Annotated in this window: 18 protein-coding genes; 3 read left to right on the top strand and 15 right to left on the bottom strand. The window is 48.5% G+C overall.

What is annotated here, in order from left to right:
- Positions 1–10: 10 nt before the first annotated feature.
- From L6J37_RS12045 to mrcB, 4 genes are all read right to left on the bottom strand, one after another.
- A complete protein-coding gene (locus L6J37_RS12045) occupies positions 11–628 on the bottom strand; it encodes a fumarylacetoacetate hydrolase family protein (RefSeq protein ID WP_218386603.1) in 618 nt (205 codons plus the stop codon).
- A gap of 76 nt (positions 629–704) precedes the next feature.
- Positions 705–1,292, bottom strand: coding sequence for a YceI family protein (locus tag L6J37_RS12040; RefSeq protein WP_192014219.1), 588 nt, complete (start codon positions 1,290–1,292; stop codon positions 705–707).
- A gap of 158 nt (positions 1,293–1,450) precedes the next feature.
- Positions 1,451–1,984, bottom strand: coding sequence for an NUDIX hydrolase (locus L6J37_RS12035; RefSeq protein WP_192014221.1), 534 nt, complete (start codon positions 1,982–1,984; stop codon positions 1,451–1,453).
- Positions 1,985–2,054: 70 nt separating this feature from the next.
- The gene (gene mrcB, locus L6J37_RS12030) at positions 2,055–4,430 is read right to left on the bottom strand and encodes a penicillin-binding protein 1B (protein WP_237795268.1); all 2,376 of its coding nucleotides are present in this window, start codon (positions 4,428–4,430) and stop codon (positions 2,055–2,057) included.
- 196 nt (positions 4,431–4,626) lie between these two features.
- Here mrcB and L6J37_RS12025 point away from each other — a divergent pair, with 196 nt between their 5' ends.
- Positions 4,627–5,082 (top strand): exoribonuclease R, encoded by a 456-nt coding sequence (locus L6J37_RS12025; RefSeq protein WP_218386601.1) that lies wholly within the window; start codon positions 4,627–4,629, stop codon positions 5,080–5,082.
- A gap of 119 nt (positions 5,083–5,201) precedes the next feature.
- Here L6J37_RS12025 and L6J37_RS12020 read toward each other — a convergent pair whose 3' ends face one another.
- The 6 genes from L6J37_RS12020 to L6J37_RS11995 all read right to left on the bottom strand — a co-directional run bounded on the left by L6J37_RS12020 (position 5,202) and on the right by L6J37_RS11995 (position 11,899).
- Complete coding sequence (locus L6J37_RS12020) at positions 5,202–6,923, bottom strand: phospho-sugar mutase (RefSeq protein WP_237795267.1); 1,722 nt, start codon at positions 6,921–6,923, stop codon at positions 5,202–5,204.
- A gap of 298 nt (positions 6,924–7,221) precedes the next feature.
- Positions 7,222–8,556 carry an N-succinylarginine dihydrolase gene (gene astB / locus L6J37_RS12015; protein ID WP_192014229.1) on the bottom strand — a complete coding sequence of 445 codons (1,335 nt, stop codon included), beginning with the start codon at positions 8,554–8,556 and terminating at the stop codon, positions 7,222–7,224.
- A gap of 616 nt (positions 8,557–9,172) precedes the next feature.
- Entirely contained in the window at positions 9,173–9,517 is a 345-nt protein-coding gene (locus tag L6J37_RS12010) for a DMT family transporter (RefSeq protein ID WP_192014546.1), read from the bottom strand.
- 129 nt (positions 9,518–9,646) lie between these two features.
- Positions 9,647–10,033 carry a hypothetical protein gene (locus L6J37_RS12005; protein ID WP_192014231.1) on the bottom strand — a complete coding sequence of 129 codons (387 nt, stop codon included), beginning with the start codon at positions 10,031–10,033 and terminating at the stop codon, positions 9,647–9,649.
- A 197-nt stretch (positions 10,034–10,230) separates the two neighbouring features.
- Positions 10,231–11,196, bottom strand: coding sequence for a cation diffusion facilitator family transporter (locus tag L6J37_RS12000; RefSeq protein WP_237795266.1), 966 nt, complete (start codon positions 11,194–11,196; stop codon positions 10,231–10,233).
- Between the two features lie 94 nt (positions 11,197–11,290).
- Entirely contained in the window at positions 11,291–11,899 is a 609-nt protein-coding gene (locus L6J37_RS11995) for a DNA-3-methyladenine glycosylase I (protein ID WP_192014235.1), read from the bottom strand.
- Positions 11,900–12,244: 345 nt separating this feature from the next.
- Here L6J37_RS11995 and L6J37_RS11990 point away from each other — a divergent pair, with 345 nt between their 5' ends.
- Positions 12,245–12,532 (top strand): hypothetical protein, encoded by a 288-nt coding sequence (locus L6J37_RS11990; RefSeq protein WP_192014237.1) that lies wholly within the window; start codon positions 12,245–12,247, stop codon positions 12,530–12,532.
- 275 nt (positions 12,533–12,807) lie between these two features.
- Here the strand turns inward: L6J37_RS11990 and L6J37_RS11985 are convergent, their stop codons facing one another.
- The 5 genes from L6J37_RS11985 to phhA form a co-directional block, all read right to left on the bottom strand.
- Complete coding sequence (locus L6J37_RS11985; protein ID WP_237795265.1) at positions 12,808–13,164, bottom strand: sialidase family protein; 357 nt, start codon at positions 13,162–13,164, stop codon at positions 12,808–12,810.
- A 161-nt stretch (positions 13,165–13,325) separates the two neighbouring features.
- A complete protein-coding gene (locus L6J37_RS11980; protein ID WP_192014241.1) occupies positions 13,326–14,519 on the bottom strand; it encodes a cystathionine beta-lyase in 1,194 nt (397 codons plus the stop codon).
- 126 nt (positions 14,520–14,645) lie between these two features.
- On the bottom strand, positions 14,646–15,410 hold the full coding sequence (locus tag L6J37_RS11975) for a hypothetical protein (RefSeq protein ID WP_218386591.1): 765 nt from the start codon (positions 15,408–15,410) through the stop codon (positions 14,646–14,648).
- 410 nt (positions 15,411–15,820) lie between these two features.
- The gene (locus L6J37_RS11970) at positions 15,821–16,162 is read right to left on the bottom strand and encodes a 4a-hydroxytetrahydrobiopterin dehydratase (RefSeq protein WP_027254207.1); all 342 of its coding nucleotides are present in this window, start codon (positions 16,160–16,162) and stop codon (positions 15,821–15,823) included.
- Positions 16,155–16,967, bottom strand: coding sequence for a phenylalanine 4-monooxygenase (phhA, locus tag L6J37_RS11965; RefSeq protein ID WP_192014547.1), 813 nt, complete (start codon positions 16,965–16,967; stop codon positions 16,155–16,157). Before phhA ends, L6J37_RS11970 begins: the two co-directional genes overlap by 8 nt.
- 516 nt (positions 16,968–17,483) lie before the next feature.
- On the opposite strand from phhA, the gene L6J37_RS11960 reads away from it, so the two are divergent.
- On the top strand, positions 17,484–18,614 hold the full coding sequence (locus L6J37_RS11960; protein ID WP_237795264.1) for a homogentisate 1,2-dioxygenase: 1,131 nt from the start codon (positions 17,484–17,486) through the stop codon (positions 18,612–18,614).
- The last annotated feature ends 33 nt before the right edge of the window (positions 18,615–18,647 follow it).

Below are 18,647 nucleotides of genomic sequence, written 5' to 3'. Positions count from 1 at the left end.
GAAATAGGTGTCAGTCCTTTGCTGTCCAGCCAAAACTGACCAGCTCTTCCTCATTACAGGTTAATGCACCAAGAAAGTCTTGCCCGGCTATCACCTGACCAACTCCTTCGGGTGTCCCGGTCATTACCACGTCGCCATCCTCAAGCGGAATGACCTTCTGCACTTCAGCCAGGATAACTTCCGGTGAGTAAAGCATGAATGTTGTGTCGCTCTTCTGAACCAGGGTGTCATCTATGTGCAGCGATAATCCAAGCGGGGAATCCGAATCAGGCAAAGCGACAAACTCACTGAACAATGCGGCTCCTTCAAACACCTTGCTGCGCTCCCACGGCAAGCCTTTAGCTTTCAGCTTAGACTGCAAATCACGCTTGGTAAGATCCAACCCAAGAGCGGCTGCGCTGAACTGGCCGCCATGATAGAGATACGCAATCTCGGCTTCATAATGCAGCACTTCACCACCATGAGTCGCGTGTAATTCATCTCCAATCGCCGTGTTAGGCTTCATGAAAATGACCATCTCTTCGGGCATTTCATTACCTAGCTCTTCTATATGGGCGGCATAATTTCGCCCTATGCAGATCACTTTTCCCGGCTGAATTTGCTTACCACTGACCGTCACGCTCTTCATAACCACTCCCTGTATTCAATGTGAATATGGCAGAGCATAATGAGCGTGACCGCCAAGGTCACAATAATTCAGAGGGTTATGATTCAGGCACAAATGCCAGATTCACAAAGACTGGGACACTTGGCAATATTCCATTCAAATTCGCGACTTCTTGTAACGCGGTAATTCCCTTTTCTAAGCCGAATGCTTTAGCATCAATGATAATCGGGCTCTGGCTGCTGACCATCAGCGTGCCGTCAACCAGACGTGTAATTCGTAAATCCGCATTCACCGGATTGATAGCACCATGAAGATTGAGCTTAAGAGACACTTGCTGAGTCAGGGTTTCTCCCGGCTTAAGATCCGCCAGCCCGGTAATGTCAACCTCGCCTTCCAGCATTGCTTTGGGGAAGTCCGACACCTTGAACAGCATCGCTTTCATACGTTCATCACGGATAGGGATTTGCGTGTCCACGCTGGATAAGTCCAGCATCACCTGCACTTCCCCCTGATCAGTGATAGAGCCGTCCAGCTCTTTGAAAGCATGTTGCTCAATGACGCTGTTATTTTTCACCGACAGGAAACGCAACTGCGATTGGCTGTTATCCAGCTTCCAGGCAGCTGATGCACAGAGAGGAAATACCGCCAGAGCGACAAAAATAATGTTGCGAACTGATAAAGCCATAACTATCTCCAAAAATACGATTACTTGGATATAATCATAGGCAGTTTCCGTCCATTCCGCGTGTAAAATAACGATGAAGTTACCATTTATCGAGCGAATTCACTTTTTGTCTTGGTTAATGCAATCAATTACTTGCTTGCTTTAGAATGACACCAAAGTCAGGCATTCTCAGTCACAGTTAGCAGCTCATCGCGGATACATTTAAGCAAAAACAGCTCGCGCTCCACAGACAGCCCTTTTTTATCGTTTTTAGCAACCGTTTCTTCGTTGTGAGCAATCGCGTCATGGATATTCATCCAGACAGGTTTCATGCCATTCTGGATTTCATACGATTCCAATTGCGTTTCACCTAACTGACTGTCAATACGGCAAGTGAAGCAGAATGATTTCATATGCATGATATCAAACTCAGGTTTATACCATGGCCGGTACTCTTCGTAGAGACCAAAAGGGACAATGTCACGGATATTGCGGGCGCCGGTTTCTTCTTGCAGCTCGCGAACCAACCCGGCCTCAATATCTTCCCCTTCATCAATACCACCACCGGGTAAGGTGTAGTCGTGATACCTTGCGGTGTACAGCATCAGAATATTGTCACCGTCCAGGATTATTGCTCTGGCTGCTTCACGGTAAAACATCGAACCACTTAAATCAGAGACATCAGGATGAACCGTACGCTTGAGAAGTCGCATAAAAGAGTACTCTTCAGATATAAAAACGGGTCGGCATTGTAACCGACCCGCTGATGATTTCCAGTCACTGCTACCAATTAAAGATCGAGCGAATAATGGTAGAGACTTTATTTTCACAGCCTTGCGACTGACGGCCGTCTTTGTCCCAGACAGGCAACTCAACCTGACCGATGCAGGCCTGTGTCAAACCGCCTTGCTGGTTAACCTGATAGGCAACATCGGTAATATTCTTCGGTTCCTGCAGCTTGACCGGTTCAGGATCACGACGCTGGATGTAATCCGCATACAGACGCAGCGGGCCAGAAGAGCCTGTGAGTTTGACATTTTTATTGTCATCCCTGCCCATCCACACTGTCACAACTTCACGGCCATCAACGCCTACATACCAGGAGTCCCGGCCTTCATCAGAGGTACCGGTTTTACCGGCCAGCTTCAGTGACGGAAGAATCGAGTCCAGATAACGGGCTGTGCCTTCAGAGACCACTTTCTGCATTGCATACATGGTCAGCCAGGCAGATTGCTTAGAGACCACCTGTTTCGCGGTCGGCAATGCCTGATAAATCATCTCACCATCGCTGTCAGTCACAGCGCTCAAGGCTGTCAGTTCGCTGCGACGGCCTTCATTAGCAATGGTCTGGTACATTTGCGTTACTTCATACGGCGACAAAGTAAAGGCGCCCAGTAAGATTGCCGGTACCTGGGGGATCTGACCACGATCAACGCCAAGATCAACCAGAGTATCCACCACCTTGTCTAACCCAACCGACATCCCCAGATTCACTGTAGGTATGTTATAGGAGCGTGCCAGTGCCTGAACCAAAGGCACTTCACCACGAAACTGGCGATCATAATTACGGGGAGACCAGGTTTTCCCTTTTTCATCGGTAAGCGTAAGCGGTTTGTCATCCAGATTACTGGCCAGAGTGAATCGCTCTGGTCGTGCCAACGCCGACAAGTAAACCGCTGGTTTCACAACCGAACCGATCTGACGGCGGGCATCAAGTGCGCGGTTGAACCCTTCAAATTCAGGACGGCTGCCGCCGACCATGGCGCGGATTTCACCGGTCTGGCGATCTGCAACTACCATAGCGGTTTCAAGCTGTTTGCCGTGCTGCTTCTTGAGAGCCGACATTTTTGCCCGCACAACGCCCTCAGCACTGGCCTGGGAAATAGGATCCAGTGTGGTATAAACGCGTAAACCCAGACCCGGTTTGTAACCCTGGCTGACACGTTTGTTCAGCTCTTGCTTCAATAAGCTAAAGAATGCTGGCTGCCTGCCGGCGACATGTCCTTTTGGCTGTAAGTCTAAATCTTGCTTGATGGCTTTTTTATACGTCTCATCATCAATCTTCTGAGTATCGTGCAGCAGGCTGAGCACCAGATCCCGGCGCTCTTTCGCACGCTCCGGATAACGCCAGGGATTATAATAAGACGGGCCTTTCACCATGCCGACCAACAGTGCCTGCTGATCAATTCGCAGTTCTGACAGCGGCAAACCAAAGTAGAAACGGGCACCCAGAGCAAAACCGTGCACCGCATCCGAGCCACTTTGTGCCAGATAAACCTGATTCAGATAGGCATCGAGGATTTCATCTTTGTTGTAGCGATAATCAATGATTAACGCCATATAAGCTTCTTTAAACTTCCGCCACAGACTGCGTTCGCTGGATAGAAACAGGTTTTTCGCCAACTGCTGAGTTAGCGTACTGCCGCCCTGCACGGTGCGTCCCGCTTTCATGTTCGCCAGAAACGCGCGCCCGATAGCAACCACAGACACACCGTCATGGGTATAAAAATCACGGTCTTCCGTTGCGAGCAGTGCATCAATCAGCGTAGAAGGCAACTCTGATTTCGGTTTATACAAACGCAGCTCGTTAGAGTCCGTTTCCAGCATACCCAACATTTGCGGTTCAACAGAAAAAATACCGTATTCACGATGCGTGTTCGCATCGGCAACACGTTTAACCGAACTGTAGTTAAACTCAGCAATCACATGACGTGCTTGTTGGGGACCACTGCGTGACTGAAAGGGACGACGAATGAATTCCACTTTCAGGCGGCTGGTGCTGTACTCACCCACCCGGGTCGGCTTGCTGACTTTGCGGTAGTTCAAGGCTTTCAGCTCTTTCACTAAATCTTCATATCGCACCTGTGCTCCAGGTTCCAGCACCAACTCGCGGGCATATACCACAGAGGGTAGCTGCCAAAGCTGACCGGCAAATTTATCCGCTATCTGTTTATTAAGCGTCCAGCCCAGCCCACCTAAGGCAATCAGGCTGCCAACCAGAATAAGGGCAAGCAGAATTTTCCACTTGCTGCGGCGTGGTGGCTCGCCCCCATCAGAATTCTTACCCGGCAAATATCGGGCTGAAGTATGGGCAGATTGTTGTTCAGACTCTGTCATTACCTTCATCTTCGCTAACTGCTGAATATGCACACTCAGCATAATTTGATTACTTTGTGGCATGCAAGATAGCTAAATTTTGCTCATTTTTTGTCAATCCTGTGTCAACTAAATGACGCCAGACCGCATGTATAAAGGGCTTCACGGCTGTAACTGAATGACAGCGGTAGTAATTCTTCACATCATCACGCAAAATACAGGCCATTAGACATTGCAGCCTTACCGGAGAAAGAGAGCGATGCAACGGGATTACACATTAAACTGTCTGCTCACTATGCCCCGCCACGAATTGGAAGAGTTCAGCCAACGCATCCTCAGCCGTATGGTCCCTGAGGATGTCATGGAAGAGTTGTTCACCTTTGAGCCGGAGGAAACCCAGACTGCTGACCGCCAGCGTGCTGCCCAGTTTGACGCCATGCTCCGAATGTCAGCGATAGCTTTAGGGGAAGTGTCTTCCGCCTTTTCCGGCTCTGAACAGGCAAAACAGAATACCGAGAGAATGACACGGCTGCTGCTCTGGCATTTTTATGCCATGGCTTTCCAGATGGAAGAAGTCGTCACTCTGGAGCAACATTGCCAGGAAGTAGAGAAACTGCTGAAGAACGCACCGTCAGACACCTTCGGCTGGATTACAGCACTGACAGAGCTGCTGCACCGTTATGCCAGCCTGAGCGGACACACGTCAGACTCATAGCCTGCCAGGCCAATCATTGGCGTAAGGAGCAACCTGTATCGCACCTTGCTTTGTGCCACAGCTATCAATAAAAACGCCAGCGGCAAAGCTGGCGTTCTTCCCCAGACAACAGCAAATAATTACCTGTCGGTCAGACCCGTCAAGCTGTTCTGATGACGATGCACCAGTTCGTCCATACTGCTTTGAGCACGCAGATAAGCATGCTCCAGAGTGTCGATCTGATCAATGACCTCAAGCACCTCGTAGTAGCATTTCAGCTTAGGCTCTGTTCCTGAAGGGCGGACGACCACTCTGGAATCATCTTCCAGGAAATAAATCAGCACATCACTGGCGGGCAAATCGATCGTCTCAACTGAACCATCGGCGTTATAACGTGTGGAGGATTTCAGATCATCAATACGCACAACATTGCGCCCGGCAATTTCCTCCGGCGGTTGCTGACGCAGGGTGTCGCCGATTGGCGGGGAATTCGGTGACAGAGCAATGCTGACCTGCGAATTGAGATACAGACCGTGTTCGCGATAAATGGCTTCGAGCTGATCCCACACGGTGCGACCTTGTAAAGCCAATTCAGCCGTCATTTGTGCAAACGCCAGCATCGCGGATAAACCGTCTTTATCCCACACCATATCGCCCACGGTATAACCGAGTGCTTCTTCATACGCAAACAAGAAACAGCTGTCTTCACGCTGCTTCTCCATCGCAATATTGGTCAGCCATTTAAAGCCAGTGAGTGTCTGGTAGTAATCAGCACCGACACGCGACGCCACTTTTTGCAACAGGCTGGAAGAGACAATAGTGGTGCCGACAAGGCTTGTTTCAGGATTCGCTCTGGTCAGCAGATAGTGCCCCAGTAAGACACCAACCTGATCGCCGGTCAGCATTTTATACTGACCTTCAGGGGTGCGAACCGCCACCGCAAAACGATCGGCGTCCGGATCGTTAGCACATGCGAGCGTCGCTTGGTGTTTCTCCGCTTCCGCAATAACCAGATCCATGGCGCCCGGCTCTTCTGGGTTAGGAAAATTTACCGTCGGGAACGTCCCGTCCGGCTCTCGCTGAGCGGCGACACTGTATACGTGAGTAAATCCGGCGTCCGCGAGCAGAGTTTCTGCCATTTGTGCGCCCACGCCATGCATCGCTGTGTAAGCGATGCTGACCGCATCGGGTTTGGCATGATTTTGCAGTAATGCACTTTGTTTAATCGATGCTCTGTAATCATTATAAAATTCATCATCCAGCCAAACCAGTAACCCCTGATTGCCGGCGTCATTGAGATCCATCAGATCAAGTGGCTGCAGCGCTGCTTGGTCGATGGCGGCAGCAATCCCTTTATCGTGAGGGGGAATAATCTGTGCGCCATTGCCCCAGTACACTTTAAACCCGTTGTAAGCCGGCGGGTTATGGCTGGCTGTCACGACAATACCTGCGGCCGCCTTTAAAGCTGTGACACCGTAAGCCACCAGCGGGGTTGGCGCGACCGTGACCGTCAGGTAAACCTTGATGCCCTGCGCCGTTAATACTGATGCAGCATCATGGGCAAAGGTTTTTGAATCTGGCCGGCCATCATAACCAATAACAACGCCTTGCTGGGTCGCCTGAGGCACGGTTTGCTGTAAATACTGCCCCAGCCCGGTCGCCGTTTCCTGAATAACCAACCTGTTCATCCGGTTGGGGCCAGCACCCACTATGCCCCTTAAACCCGCGGTACCAAAGGCGAGACGACCAGAGAAGCGTTCGGTCAGTTCCTGTTCATTACCGGCATCAATCAGGTTCTGTAACTCGTCCCGGGTGGCAGGGTCCGGATCTCTTTTTAACCAGCGTGTTATCAACTCTTTCATTCTCTGTCTTCCTAATTGCAGGGTCTGAAAACAAAATATCACAAATGATAGTTATTCGCATTTTAACTGCTTTTGATGTTAACTGTCTGCGCGATATTCATACCGTCCCGGCATCAAAAAGATAGCATCGCCATGGCGAAGAATAACCAGGAAATAGTCGGAATAGCATCACTCTGTCTGACAAGTATAGAGGGATACACAGCTGATGGTGTCAGATTTAAGCGAATGATAAAAAAGAAAAAAGCGGCAGCCTGAATAGCATACCGCTTTAGCTTGGAGAAAACACTTTAACTGAAGCTTAGCGCTGGAACGGGTAAACCGATCCCAAAGCCAGAATCTGGGTCAGTTCATCCAGTGCAGCACGGGATTCATCCAGTAACTGAGGATCAGCCAGATCAGCTTCAACCATCTGATCACGATAATGCTTGTCAACCCACTGATTCAGTCGGCCGTATAAACCATCATTCATCAGGGTTGAAGGATTCACTGCACGTACTTCCTGATCATTAAGCACAACACGTAAACGCAAGCACGCAGGGCCACCGCCGTTGGCCATACTTTGTTTCAGGTCATACACTTTTACCTGATCAATACCGCGTTGGTCTGCCATCAACTGCTCAACATAACGCCAGACATTATCGTTCTTGCGACATTCTTCCGGCAGAACCAACAGAGTTTCACCGTTAGGTGTTTCGATCAGCTGAGAGTTAAACAGGTAACTGGTTACAGCATCATCAACAGACACAGCGCTGGTAGGGACTTCAATAATGTTGAAGCCTTCGCCCATTTTCTCTTTCAGAGAGCGGTAAGTGCCCTGCTGATCTAAAAATGCCTGCTGGTGGCAGAACAGGATATTCTTGTTACCCACTGCGATCACGTCGTTGTGGAATACACCCTGGTCGATCACATCCGGGTTTTGCTGCGCTATCACCACTTTAGCCGGATCCAGCTGATGCAAACGGGCAACCGCTTCGCACGCTTCAAACGTATGGCGGGCCGGGAACACTTTTGGTGCCGGGTGGCGGGTATCGAAAGCGTGACGGCCAAAGACGAAAAACTCAACGCCGTGCTCACCGTATTCGTTGCAGAAACGGGTATGGTTCGCCGCGCCTTCATCACCAAAATGTTCTACCGCTGGCAGTGCCGAGTGGTGAGAAAAGTATTCAGGATCGGCAAAGGTGCTGCGCAAAATGCGGCCTGTTACTTCATGCTCAATGGAGCGGTGAAACTTATTGGTCAGGTTTGCCGGTGTGAAATGGATCTTGCCGTCGGCGGTATCTGCCGATGGCGACACAGTGGCTGCATTCGCGGTCCACATACTGGACGCCGAACAACACGCAGCCAGCACTTTAGGCGCTTGTTTCGCAGCCTGTTCAATAATTGACTTGTCGCTGCCTGTGAAACCCAGGCGGCGCAGAGTGTGGACGTCTGGACGCTCTTGCGGTGCCAGCACACCCTGCAACATACCCATGTCGGCCAGGGCCTTCATTTTGTCCAGGCCTTGCTTGGCAGCTTGTTTCGGATTAGATGGCGCCGCCTGATTTTTGGCAGACGCAACATTACCATACGACAGACCACTGTAGTTGTGCGTAGGCCCTACCAATCCGTCAAAATTCGCTTCACGTGCTTTCATAGACTTTCCATCTCAGTTTATCTCGGGCTAAAGATAACAAAGCTTTTACATTAGCAACAAGATCCAGATAAATGTCTAACCAAATGTTATAAATTAGATATTATCACCAATTTGCAGCATGGCTATTCATCGCTCTGGCGTCGTTTGGTGTTGTGAAAGCCCCGGTAAACAGACGCAGCGTTTACAGCCGGTGTGTCTGTGCTTTGCAGGTACTTTTCAGATGACAATGAAATGGGATCAGGTAAAACAGGGCGTGCAGTCACTTACCCGGCTCAACTTCCCCCTCTGTGAGCAGCCCCCCTTAAGCGACAACCGTTTTCACGTGATCCATGTACAAAACTGGCGCAAATCCATACGGTCAGCCGTTCATTGCTTTAAAAGCATAGACTGTCTGTGGCTGGACAGCATTCAGCCACAAGCCATCTTGCTGGGGCAGGAAAAAAACAGCTTCAGGCCACTGCATATCGAATACATAATTACGCACTTTCCACTGGTGAAAAGTGCGATATTTTTCTTATTCTTTCTTTTGATTTTGTGTGGCTGATCAGGTTTATCAGCCCGGCCAGCCATGCAGATTGATACCACTAAGCAACAAATGCCATGTGATAGCGGATTATCAGTGTGCTAAAGACTTGGAAAATACATTGATGATGAGTGTGCCGGCCATGATAAATGCAATGCCGAGCAAGGCGTACAGATCCAGTTTTTGTCCGTACCACAACCAGCTGATCAGGGCGACCAGAACAATTCCGGCACCACACCAAATGGCATAGGCCACACCAATGGGAACAACTTTTACCGTCACTGAAAGCAAAAAGAATGCAGCACCATACCCGGTTAATACCACTACGGTGGGCACAAGTTGAGTAAATTGCTGCGTTTTAGGCAGCATAGAGGTTGCGATCACCTCACAGACAATCGCCATAAATAATGCCAGCATAGGTGGCAACGCAGAAATCATATGTAGCATGATCAACTCACTTTAATAAAAATCAGCCCATTCTACACACGAATTACCTGCGTTCCATGACATTACAAAAAAATGTTTTGCCTGGCCATCACTGGTACCAGAGCGATAGCACAAGTGTCGTTAACTTTCCCATTCAACCACATGGCCATCGTCATATACACCATCACTGTAAGCCGGGGTGTAATTGATGAAAATGTTGTTCTGCGCAATCGGCAGGGTACGTGACAGACTGCTGGCTATCAGCTCCAGCATGGCTGCAATTTGCGCTTCGGTATTGAAATTGGGGGCAACCATATCCACAAGAACAGGATGCGAATTTGATGGTTGCTGATTCGCCAGTTGCCCGCCATGTACGAAATGGCCCGCAGGTATGTACTCCCACACAATCATAATGTGCTGCTGGGGAATCTGGGTGGCGTCGGCAATGGCCTGGGATAAAATACCCAAGGCAACGTTTACTTCAACATCGCCCGCAAAGGGTAATGATTTTATACGAATAAGCGGCATACATCCCCCGGTATCTCATTAGCCAGTCTGCTACCAACCAGCCGTGAAGGTTCAAAAAAAGCCAAATATACAGCCGGTTAGATGGCACGCATATTCGGTATTTTCATTTTAAGCCTAGTGAGATCACTGCAGTAAAAGAGAATCACAAATGAGACGGGAAGATAAAAAAGTACCAAAAGGCTCAAGGAGCGGCGCCCTCAGCGATCTGGTTTCTTCTTCTGCTGATGAAGCTGTTCGTCCAGCGAGCACGGGTTCACCAGTCTCTCTTCACAGGTATATGGTTCAATATGAATCACCACATCAATGACATTGTCCATCTTGGTGATAACGCTCTGCTTGAACCGCTCGCTTATCGCATGGGCATTCTCAATCGACATCTCTGGATCCACCAGAATATGGCAATCCAGTAACAAGCTCCCCCCCGTCTGGCGGCTGCGGATCGCGTGGATTTCACGAATATCTTTGTCTTCTTCAGCCATGTGTACCAAGCGTTTTTCCACTTCTTCACTGCCTCGGGCATCGGTCAGTTCATTAAAAGCCGGCCAGATGATCTCGAATGCCGCTTTCAGAATCATCCCCGTCACCAGCAATGCCGCAATTTGGTCCAGATATTTCAGAGAAGGGAAAATGGCATTGGTAATCACAGCGACAGCAACAGGTACAGAGCTGAGCGCATCACTGCGATGATGCCAGGCATTTGCCCTTAAAACCGCACTACGGATGTGCTTTGCTTCACGCATTGTCCAGCGGTACAGGAGTTCTTTCATCACAATCGCAGCAACAGCAGCATAAAATGCCAGCATTCCTGGCGCTGGTGGAGGTGTGTCGCTGAGCGTTTCAATTGAGTCCCAGCCAATACCAATTCCAACCAGTGCCAGCATTAGCCCGATAAAAACATTAGCCAGGGTTTCAAATTTACCATGGCCGTAGGGATGACCGCTGTCTGCTGGTGCCATCCAATATCGGGAGCCCAGCAAAATGACAGCATCTGTCAGTAAATCAGAAAAGCTGTGTACCCCATCCGCTACAAGTGCCTGGCTGCCCGCAAACTTACCTATGCCAATCTTTAATACCGCCAGAAAAACATTCAGAATCGCGCCCACCAGGGTCACGGTCCGAATGGTTTTTCCCTTATCATGATGCTGATCTGAAGGCTCTGGCATACTCATTCCTGCTGCTGACTCCGCACAACCACTTTATTGTCTGTTCTGTCTTTTCATTGACGCTGAGAATAAGAAGACGCATTGGATGCTTGTTTTACTGGGTGTTGCTGTTGGCTGCTGCTCCCTGGCTCATGACGGCGCGCTCGTAACAATAGCAGTCAACCAGATGATCATTCACCATACCTACCGCTTGCATGAAAGCATAACAAATGGTCTCACCGACAAACTTAAAGCCTCGCTTTTTGAGAAACTTGCTCATGGCTTTTGATTGCTCACTACTCGCAGGCACCTGATCAATACTCTCCCAGCGATTATTGATCGGCACGCCATCCACAAACTGCCACAATGCAGCCGACAAACTGCCAAACTCTTTTTGTAACGCCAGCGCGGCGTTAGCATTGGTAAAAACAGAATTGACCTTGCCCCTGTGCTTAATAATGTCAAACCCGGTAAGAATTGCTTCTGCTTCTTCATCGCCCCATTCTGCTAACTGCTTAATGTCAAAATCGGCAAAAGCCTGCCGGTATGCCTCTCGCCGTTTTAGTATGGTATACCAGCTTAAACCAGCCTGAGCACCTTCCAACGTAATGAATTCAAACAAGATTTTGTCATCCGTTACAACCAGCCCCCACTCTGTATCATGGTATTCCCGTTCAAGAGGCTGATGCATAGCCCATGCGCATACTTTCGATTCCTCGATCATTAAATATACCCCTTGGCAATAAAAATGAACATGTGATTAAAACAACAACTGAGAAGATAACCGTTATACATCCAAGCACCGAATTCTTTATTCGTTATTATGATTGTATTAAAAAATCAATAAAAGCGATATTTCTTAGCAAGATACGTTTAAAGATCACTCAATAAGAAACACTGTACATATCACTTTCTATACCGATGACAAAATAGGGCAACAAAATTTCACAAAAATATCGCTTAAGTCACAATATCAAATAAATCCCATCAAAGAATTTGAATTTCATTGTGGGTATTTCATAATAGTCGCGTCAATATTCAGATATTGACTCGACAATAAGGACTGGAAATGAAACACATCGTTGATTTCATCGAGCAACTTGAAAGAGACGAACACTCTTTCACCATTTGGGTGTATGCCCGAAATGGAAAATTTAGTCCATTTGCCGAAAAAGGAAAAACATCCACAACAAGAGCGCTTCAGAAAGCAATTGATCAGAATTTACAAGTCGTTGTAGAGCTGCATACACCAGCTGAACACAGCAGTTACTTAATTCTGACTGAAGTACACATTGTTGTGCCGGTGCTGTTCCACCAAGGACAAGTCCATTCAATGGGTAAATCCTTAGCGGCATAAACGCACCAGAATTGTGGAAAAACAAAAAGAAGAACTTGGGCTAGGTTTATTTCTTATCCACATTATTCCCGATGCGTTCTAAAACAGACCGAAAGGTCTGTTTTTTTGCCCCATATCTAACCAAACGGTAAGATATATATTTCACTCAAACAAAAAACTTAGGTAATAAATTTATTACTAACGGTACGTAACGGCAACAATGTATATAAACCATTACTTTACTCTCCTGTGACAGGAAACAATCCGAGAGATGTCCCTGTTTCCGTCACATAAAGTTAATATGTATTTTCCTTTGCCGCTTTAGGTTCACCTGCCAATATGTGGCTACTTTCCATGAGCCGTCGCTGGCCATCATCACACGCCGTTTTACCGTCATCCCAACCTTCGTTATAGCGGGTATCAGAATTATTCAGAGCAATATCTTTCATATATTCAGTATCAACCACACCTTTCAGACTTAATGCACTTTCACAGCCTTGGTTAAACCCAAAGTGATAAATGCTGTCATAAGGTTCTTCATTAACATAAGCCTTAGGGAAAAGTGTGTACTCACCTGCACCATATTCTGAATCCATGCTGGTACAACCCGCCAGTACCCATGTCCCAAACAATACTAGAGATAATTTTTTCATGGCCTTTCTCCTTTTCGTTCAGCCACAAGTGACCCAATCAGGTCGTCTGAATAAATTTTAGCCTATTTCAGAAACTTACCTACAATGTGTTCAGTATTTCTCAACAGCCAGAGACAGAAAAGGCCACATCAAGTGGCCTGTCATCATGAAGGTGAGGAATCTTACTCAGCCGTCAGAACTGCGTTCAGCCTTTCGAATCCTTTTTCCAGATCCCGAATAAGATCATCGCAATCTTCTAATCCGATATGAAGACGTAAAATCGGACCTGCAAAAGCTTTTTTCTTCGCGGTACGCAGTTTATTAACATCTTCACTGGCCAGGATCAGACTTTCGAAGCCCCCCCAGGAATAGCCCATACTGAAATGTTCCATGCCATCCAGCAATGCTGTCAGTGCTTCGGTATTGCCCCGGTTAAGCACGACAGAAAATAATCCGTTACACCCTTTAAAGTCCCGAAGATAAAATTCATGCCCTTCACAACTCGGCAGTGCCGGATGTCGTACATGATCAACTTCTGGTCGTTCAGCCAGCCAACGGGCCACTTTCAGGCTGCTCTCCTGATGCTGACGCAGACGCACGCCCAAAGTACGCAGTCCCCGCATCGCCAGATACACGTCATCGGGAGAGGTACACTGTCCCATCAGATAGCTGTGTTCACGTAACTGATCCCAGCAACGTTCATTGGCCGTTGCTGTACCTAACATCACATCTGAGTGCCCGACGATATACTTAGTCGCGGCTTGAATGGAGATATCAACACCATGTTCAAACGGCTGAAAATTGATAGGCGAAGCCCAGGTATTATCCAGCATGACAACAATATCATGCTCATGGGCGATACGCGCAAGTGTAGGGACATCCTGCACTTCCATGGTGATGGAACAAGGCGACTCTAAAAACAACACTGTAGTATTCGGGCGGATTAAGTCCCGGATTCCTTCGCCAATTACAGGGTCATAATAGGTGGTTTCGACGCCCATTTTCGCAAGCACTTTGTCGCAAAAATCCCGCGTTGGCTCATAAGCGCCATCGACCATCAGAACATGATCGCCCGTTTTTACAAATGACAGAATGGCATTAGAAATCGCAGCTGTACCACAAGGATATAACGCACAACCCACACCGCCTTCCAGCTCAACCATGGCATCCTGAAAAGCGAAATGCGTATTGGTGCCGCGGCGGCCATAAAAAAGCGCTTTATTCGCCCTGTTGGCGGTGGCGTGCTTCATCTCTGCGACGGAATCAAACACTATGGTGGAAGCGCGGCTAACCGGGGGGTTCACTAATTGCTGAGTCCACTTTTTCGAGCGGCCGGCGGTGATGATTTTAGTATCTAATGCTTTCTTTTCTGCCATGCTGTTCCCAATGCCTGTCATTCGTCCATTTAACTGATAAAGCCATTGCAATCGCAATGGCTTCTTACATCACATGACGTTATCACACTTGCCTTGTGTTTGGGTACAGCGCAGTGACTGTGTCAGTTATCTTATTGCCGCATAAGATATATCATTCGCGATTGGCGCTGGCGCAGTCTGCGGGCGCGTCTGAGGTTTAGGTTGAGGCATCACCACAGCCTCTGGATCCACCATCTCAAGATGTGCACGATAATTCAGGCATTCGCGCATCACTTCTTGTTCATCAGCCACTTTCGCTGTCAGTACTGTCAACAACACGGCTTTATAGGCAAAGTGTCGATGTAACTCTATGGCCAGATTGGCAGAACAGGGTTTGTCGCCTAACGGACGCAGAACCTGCAACGCCTGCCGCTTCGGGTAAAGCTGAAAAACATTGTGATTGATGCCATTTGCTTCCCTGATCTGGTTTCTGATCTCGCATCGCGACACCGGACTGTAATACCCGTAGTCTTCTTCACCTGCCACACGCTTGAGATAGGCGTGATGCAGATGGGTCATGGTGCCATGCAAGGCGGGCAGGCTGAGAAAGATAATGTCTTCATAGTCTTCACCCAGGGTTTGAAAAATCCCCCGCGTTTGCGGTACAAAGCCATGGTTGAGCAAACAGGTGATAGACTTCAGGCCTGCCATATATTGCGTCAGCACCGCCAGCATAGCCGTATAAAGTTCAGGTGGTTCAGTGATATTTTCGCGGATATTTTCGTGAAGTGTCTGAAGTTTGTACTCCAGAAACTGTACAATCTGATGGTTCAGCTTCATCTCTGCGTCATACATAGCGCCGCCCCCATTTCTGTTATTGTCCGGATCATACCGACCCGTGATACGCCACATTGCTTTACCGGTATTCCTCTTCCTGTCAAATCGCAAAACCAGGACAAGAATGTGATCTTTATCATGCAAATAAAGTGCCGGGTAACGGTTACGGGGAAGCGAGCCTGTTTCAGGTGTGAGCTGTAAACTTTTGTGACTTGCGTCGCATTTTGCAAGGCGAAATGCAAAACACGGTCCAGGAAGGAGCATCAGAGGTACAGCAAGACTTTCTATTCGCGCAGTGTGGCCCAAGATGCCTGCTGAATCGGTACACAGACAACTTCGGACAAAAATCCAGCACACCAAAATGTCAATAAACCTGACACAGTAAAACCGTACAACCTGTAACAGCAAACAAAAAAAGCGCCGGCAATCCGGCGCTTAGCGCTTATTCTTTACTCACTGACGTGTTTTGTGAATCAATAAGGTGTTTAATTTTCAAACAGACGATCTGTTTTCGCGGCACAGATAAAGTCGTTTTTATGCAGCCCTTTAATTGAGTGACTCCACCAGTTTACCGTCACTTTACCCCACTCAAGTGTAATGGTTGGGTGATGAAATTCTTCTTCAGCCATCTCTGCCACCTGATTGGCAAACGCCCAGGCCAGCTTAAAATTCTTAAACTTATACGCCCTTTCCAGTTGTTTGATACCCTCAACATTGAGCACCTCCCACTCTGGAATCGCTTTCGTCAGCTCAACCATTTCATGGTCTGTCACCATAGGGGCGTCAATTTGACAGGCTTCACACTTCAATTCAGTTAAATCAGACATATTCCCCAACTTGCTCCTTGTTCTTCGGCGGGTACAAAGGTGCATGCAAACCCAAAGACTGGGCCTGATGAACCATACTCATGATGTCTTGATGTGCCAGCTCAAACAGTTGCTGTATACCATCAATCTCAAAATAAATCGGTTGCATGATGTCAATACGATACGGTGTGCGTAACACATCAACAGGATCAAACACTTTGTAAATCGGTTTATCGCTGGTCATCGCATATTCGGTTTCGCCCGGTGAAGACAGAATACCGCCACCGTAAATCCGGCGCTCACCGTGCTGGCGCATCAGACCAAATTCAACCGTAAACCAGTACAAACGCGCAAGATAGACCCGCTCTTCCTTGGAAGCAGCAAAGCCTAAACGACCATAGGTATGAGTAAATTCTGCAAAGGCCGGATTAGTCAGCATGGCGCAGTGACCGAACACTTCATGGAAAAAGTCAGGTTCCTGCAGGTAATCAAATTCTTCACGACTACGCAGGAATGTGGCCACTGGAAACTGTTTATTTGCCAGTAGCTTGAAGAAGCGGTCAAAATTAATCAGCGCCGGCACTTCAACACACTGCCAGCCTGTGCTTTTCATCAGCACCTTATTCACTTCCGCCAGTTGCGGTACACGATCAGCAGGCAGATTCAGCAGTTCCAGCCCTTGAATATATTCGTCACAGGCCCGGCCTTTTATACAGCTAAGCTGTCTTGTCACCAAATCGTGCCAGATTTGGTGCTCATCGTCAGACCAGTGAATGAAGCCGTTTTCATCCGGCTGTTTCGATACATACTTTGTCGCTTTGCCCATAAAACAACCTTCTATGTCTCTCTGCCTTGCCTTGGCAATCATCAGCTCAACGGTCTGTTTCTCCGGCTCAACCATTGGCGAGCTGCGAATAAACAACAGATAAGTCTGGAGCTGTCCCTTCTCGTTTAAGGGTAGGCGTTTTAGGGATCGCAATGGAACCATCTGAGTGGAATCGCACAACCCATACGGTGTAACAATAATTTTACATACCCCTGATTGCTCAGCTCCTGTCAGGCCAGATTGAAAAAACGAAGCAGAGCACCAACTTAGACCATCAATAAGAACATACAGTTATGTAAAAAAAACCGCACACTTTGCAAAAGTGAATATTGCTTGAGGGGTTGCTTGTTAAGTCGCTCTCAACCAGAGTTAAAGCAGAAGGTTAACACTATGTTAAGCCAGATATGCCGATACTCGGCCATCAGAGTTTTCAGGGCGTCTGGCACACAAGGATAGGGACAGTGGGTTTGTCGCTGCAGACAAACGCAGGCTGTCATCGTCAATGAGGACCCAAAGATGCGTCACTGGTTTCAATTTCCGATTATAGAAGGTAAAGCCTCACGTCAGGCCCACTGCGACTTGCCGGAAGGTACGTATGAACGTGAATGCGGTAAAGAAGGCTTCTTTGGCCCTGCAAGCCACATGTATCACAACAATCCGCCTACAGGCTGGGTAGAGTGGGACGGCCCCTTGCGCCCCCGCGCCATAGACACGACCCGCCTTGAGCAGCCGGGTGAATCGCCCTGGGATGCCTCTTTGGTACTGTTCAACAACCAGTTGAAACTCAGAGTCTGGAATACCACCCAAAGCATGAACCATCTGGTCCGTAATGGTGATGGCGATGAAGTGCTTTTCATTCATCAGGGCAGCGGCCAACTGTATTGTGATTATGGCCACCTGACCTTCACAGAAGGTGACTATATCACCATTCCCCGCGCCACCAGCTGGCGCATAGAGGTCGACGAACCTGTCTCGATGCTGTTGATTGAAGCGACCAACGGCGGATACCAGATGCCGGATCGCGGTCTGGCAGGCCAGCATGCCGTGTATGACCCGGCGGTACTGGAATACGCACGCATTGATGACGCCTTTCTCGCACAGCAAAATAATGATCAACGCTGGCAGGTCAGGCTCAAAGCCCGCGATCAGATGAATACCATCACCTACCCGTACAACCCTCTTGATGCGCAAGGCTGGAAAGGGAATCTGACCGTCTTCAAACTGAACTGGCGTGATATTCGCCCGCTGATGAGCCATCGCTATCACCTGCCGCCGTCAGCACATACCACATTCGTCGCGAATGGTTTCGTCATCTGTACTTTCGTGCCTCGTCCGATCGAATCTGATCCGGGCGCATTGAAAGTGCCTTTCTATCATAACAATGACGACTACGATGAAGTGCTGTTCTACCACAAGGGTAACTTTTTCAGCCGCGACAACATTGAAGCCGGCATGATCACCCACCACCCCTGCGGCTTCTCGCACGGCCCGCACCCGAAGGCTCTGGCGGCCAGCCAGTCGCAGCCGAAAAAAGAAACCGATGAAGTGGCGGTGATGATCGACACCCGATATCCGCTGGAAGTCGCGGATCTGCCGGAAGGCGTTGAAAACAAAGATTATGTCTATTCCTGGATCAACCGTAAGTGATCAACAGGCGAAAAAACAAGCATTAGATTTACA

It is taken from the genome of Photobacterium sp. WH77 (assembly GCF_022014395.1).
Taxonomy (GTDB): domain Bacteria; phylum Pseudomonadota; class Gammaproteobacteria; order Enterobacterales; family Vibrionaceae; genus Photobacterium; species Photobacterium arenosum.
The sequence above is the reverse complement of the archived record's forward strand: the minus strand, read 5'-3'. Positions and strand labels throughout refer to the sequence as shown.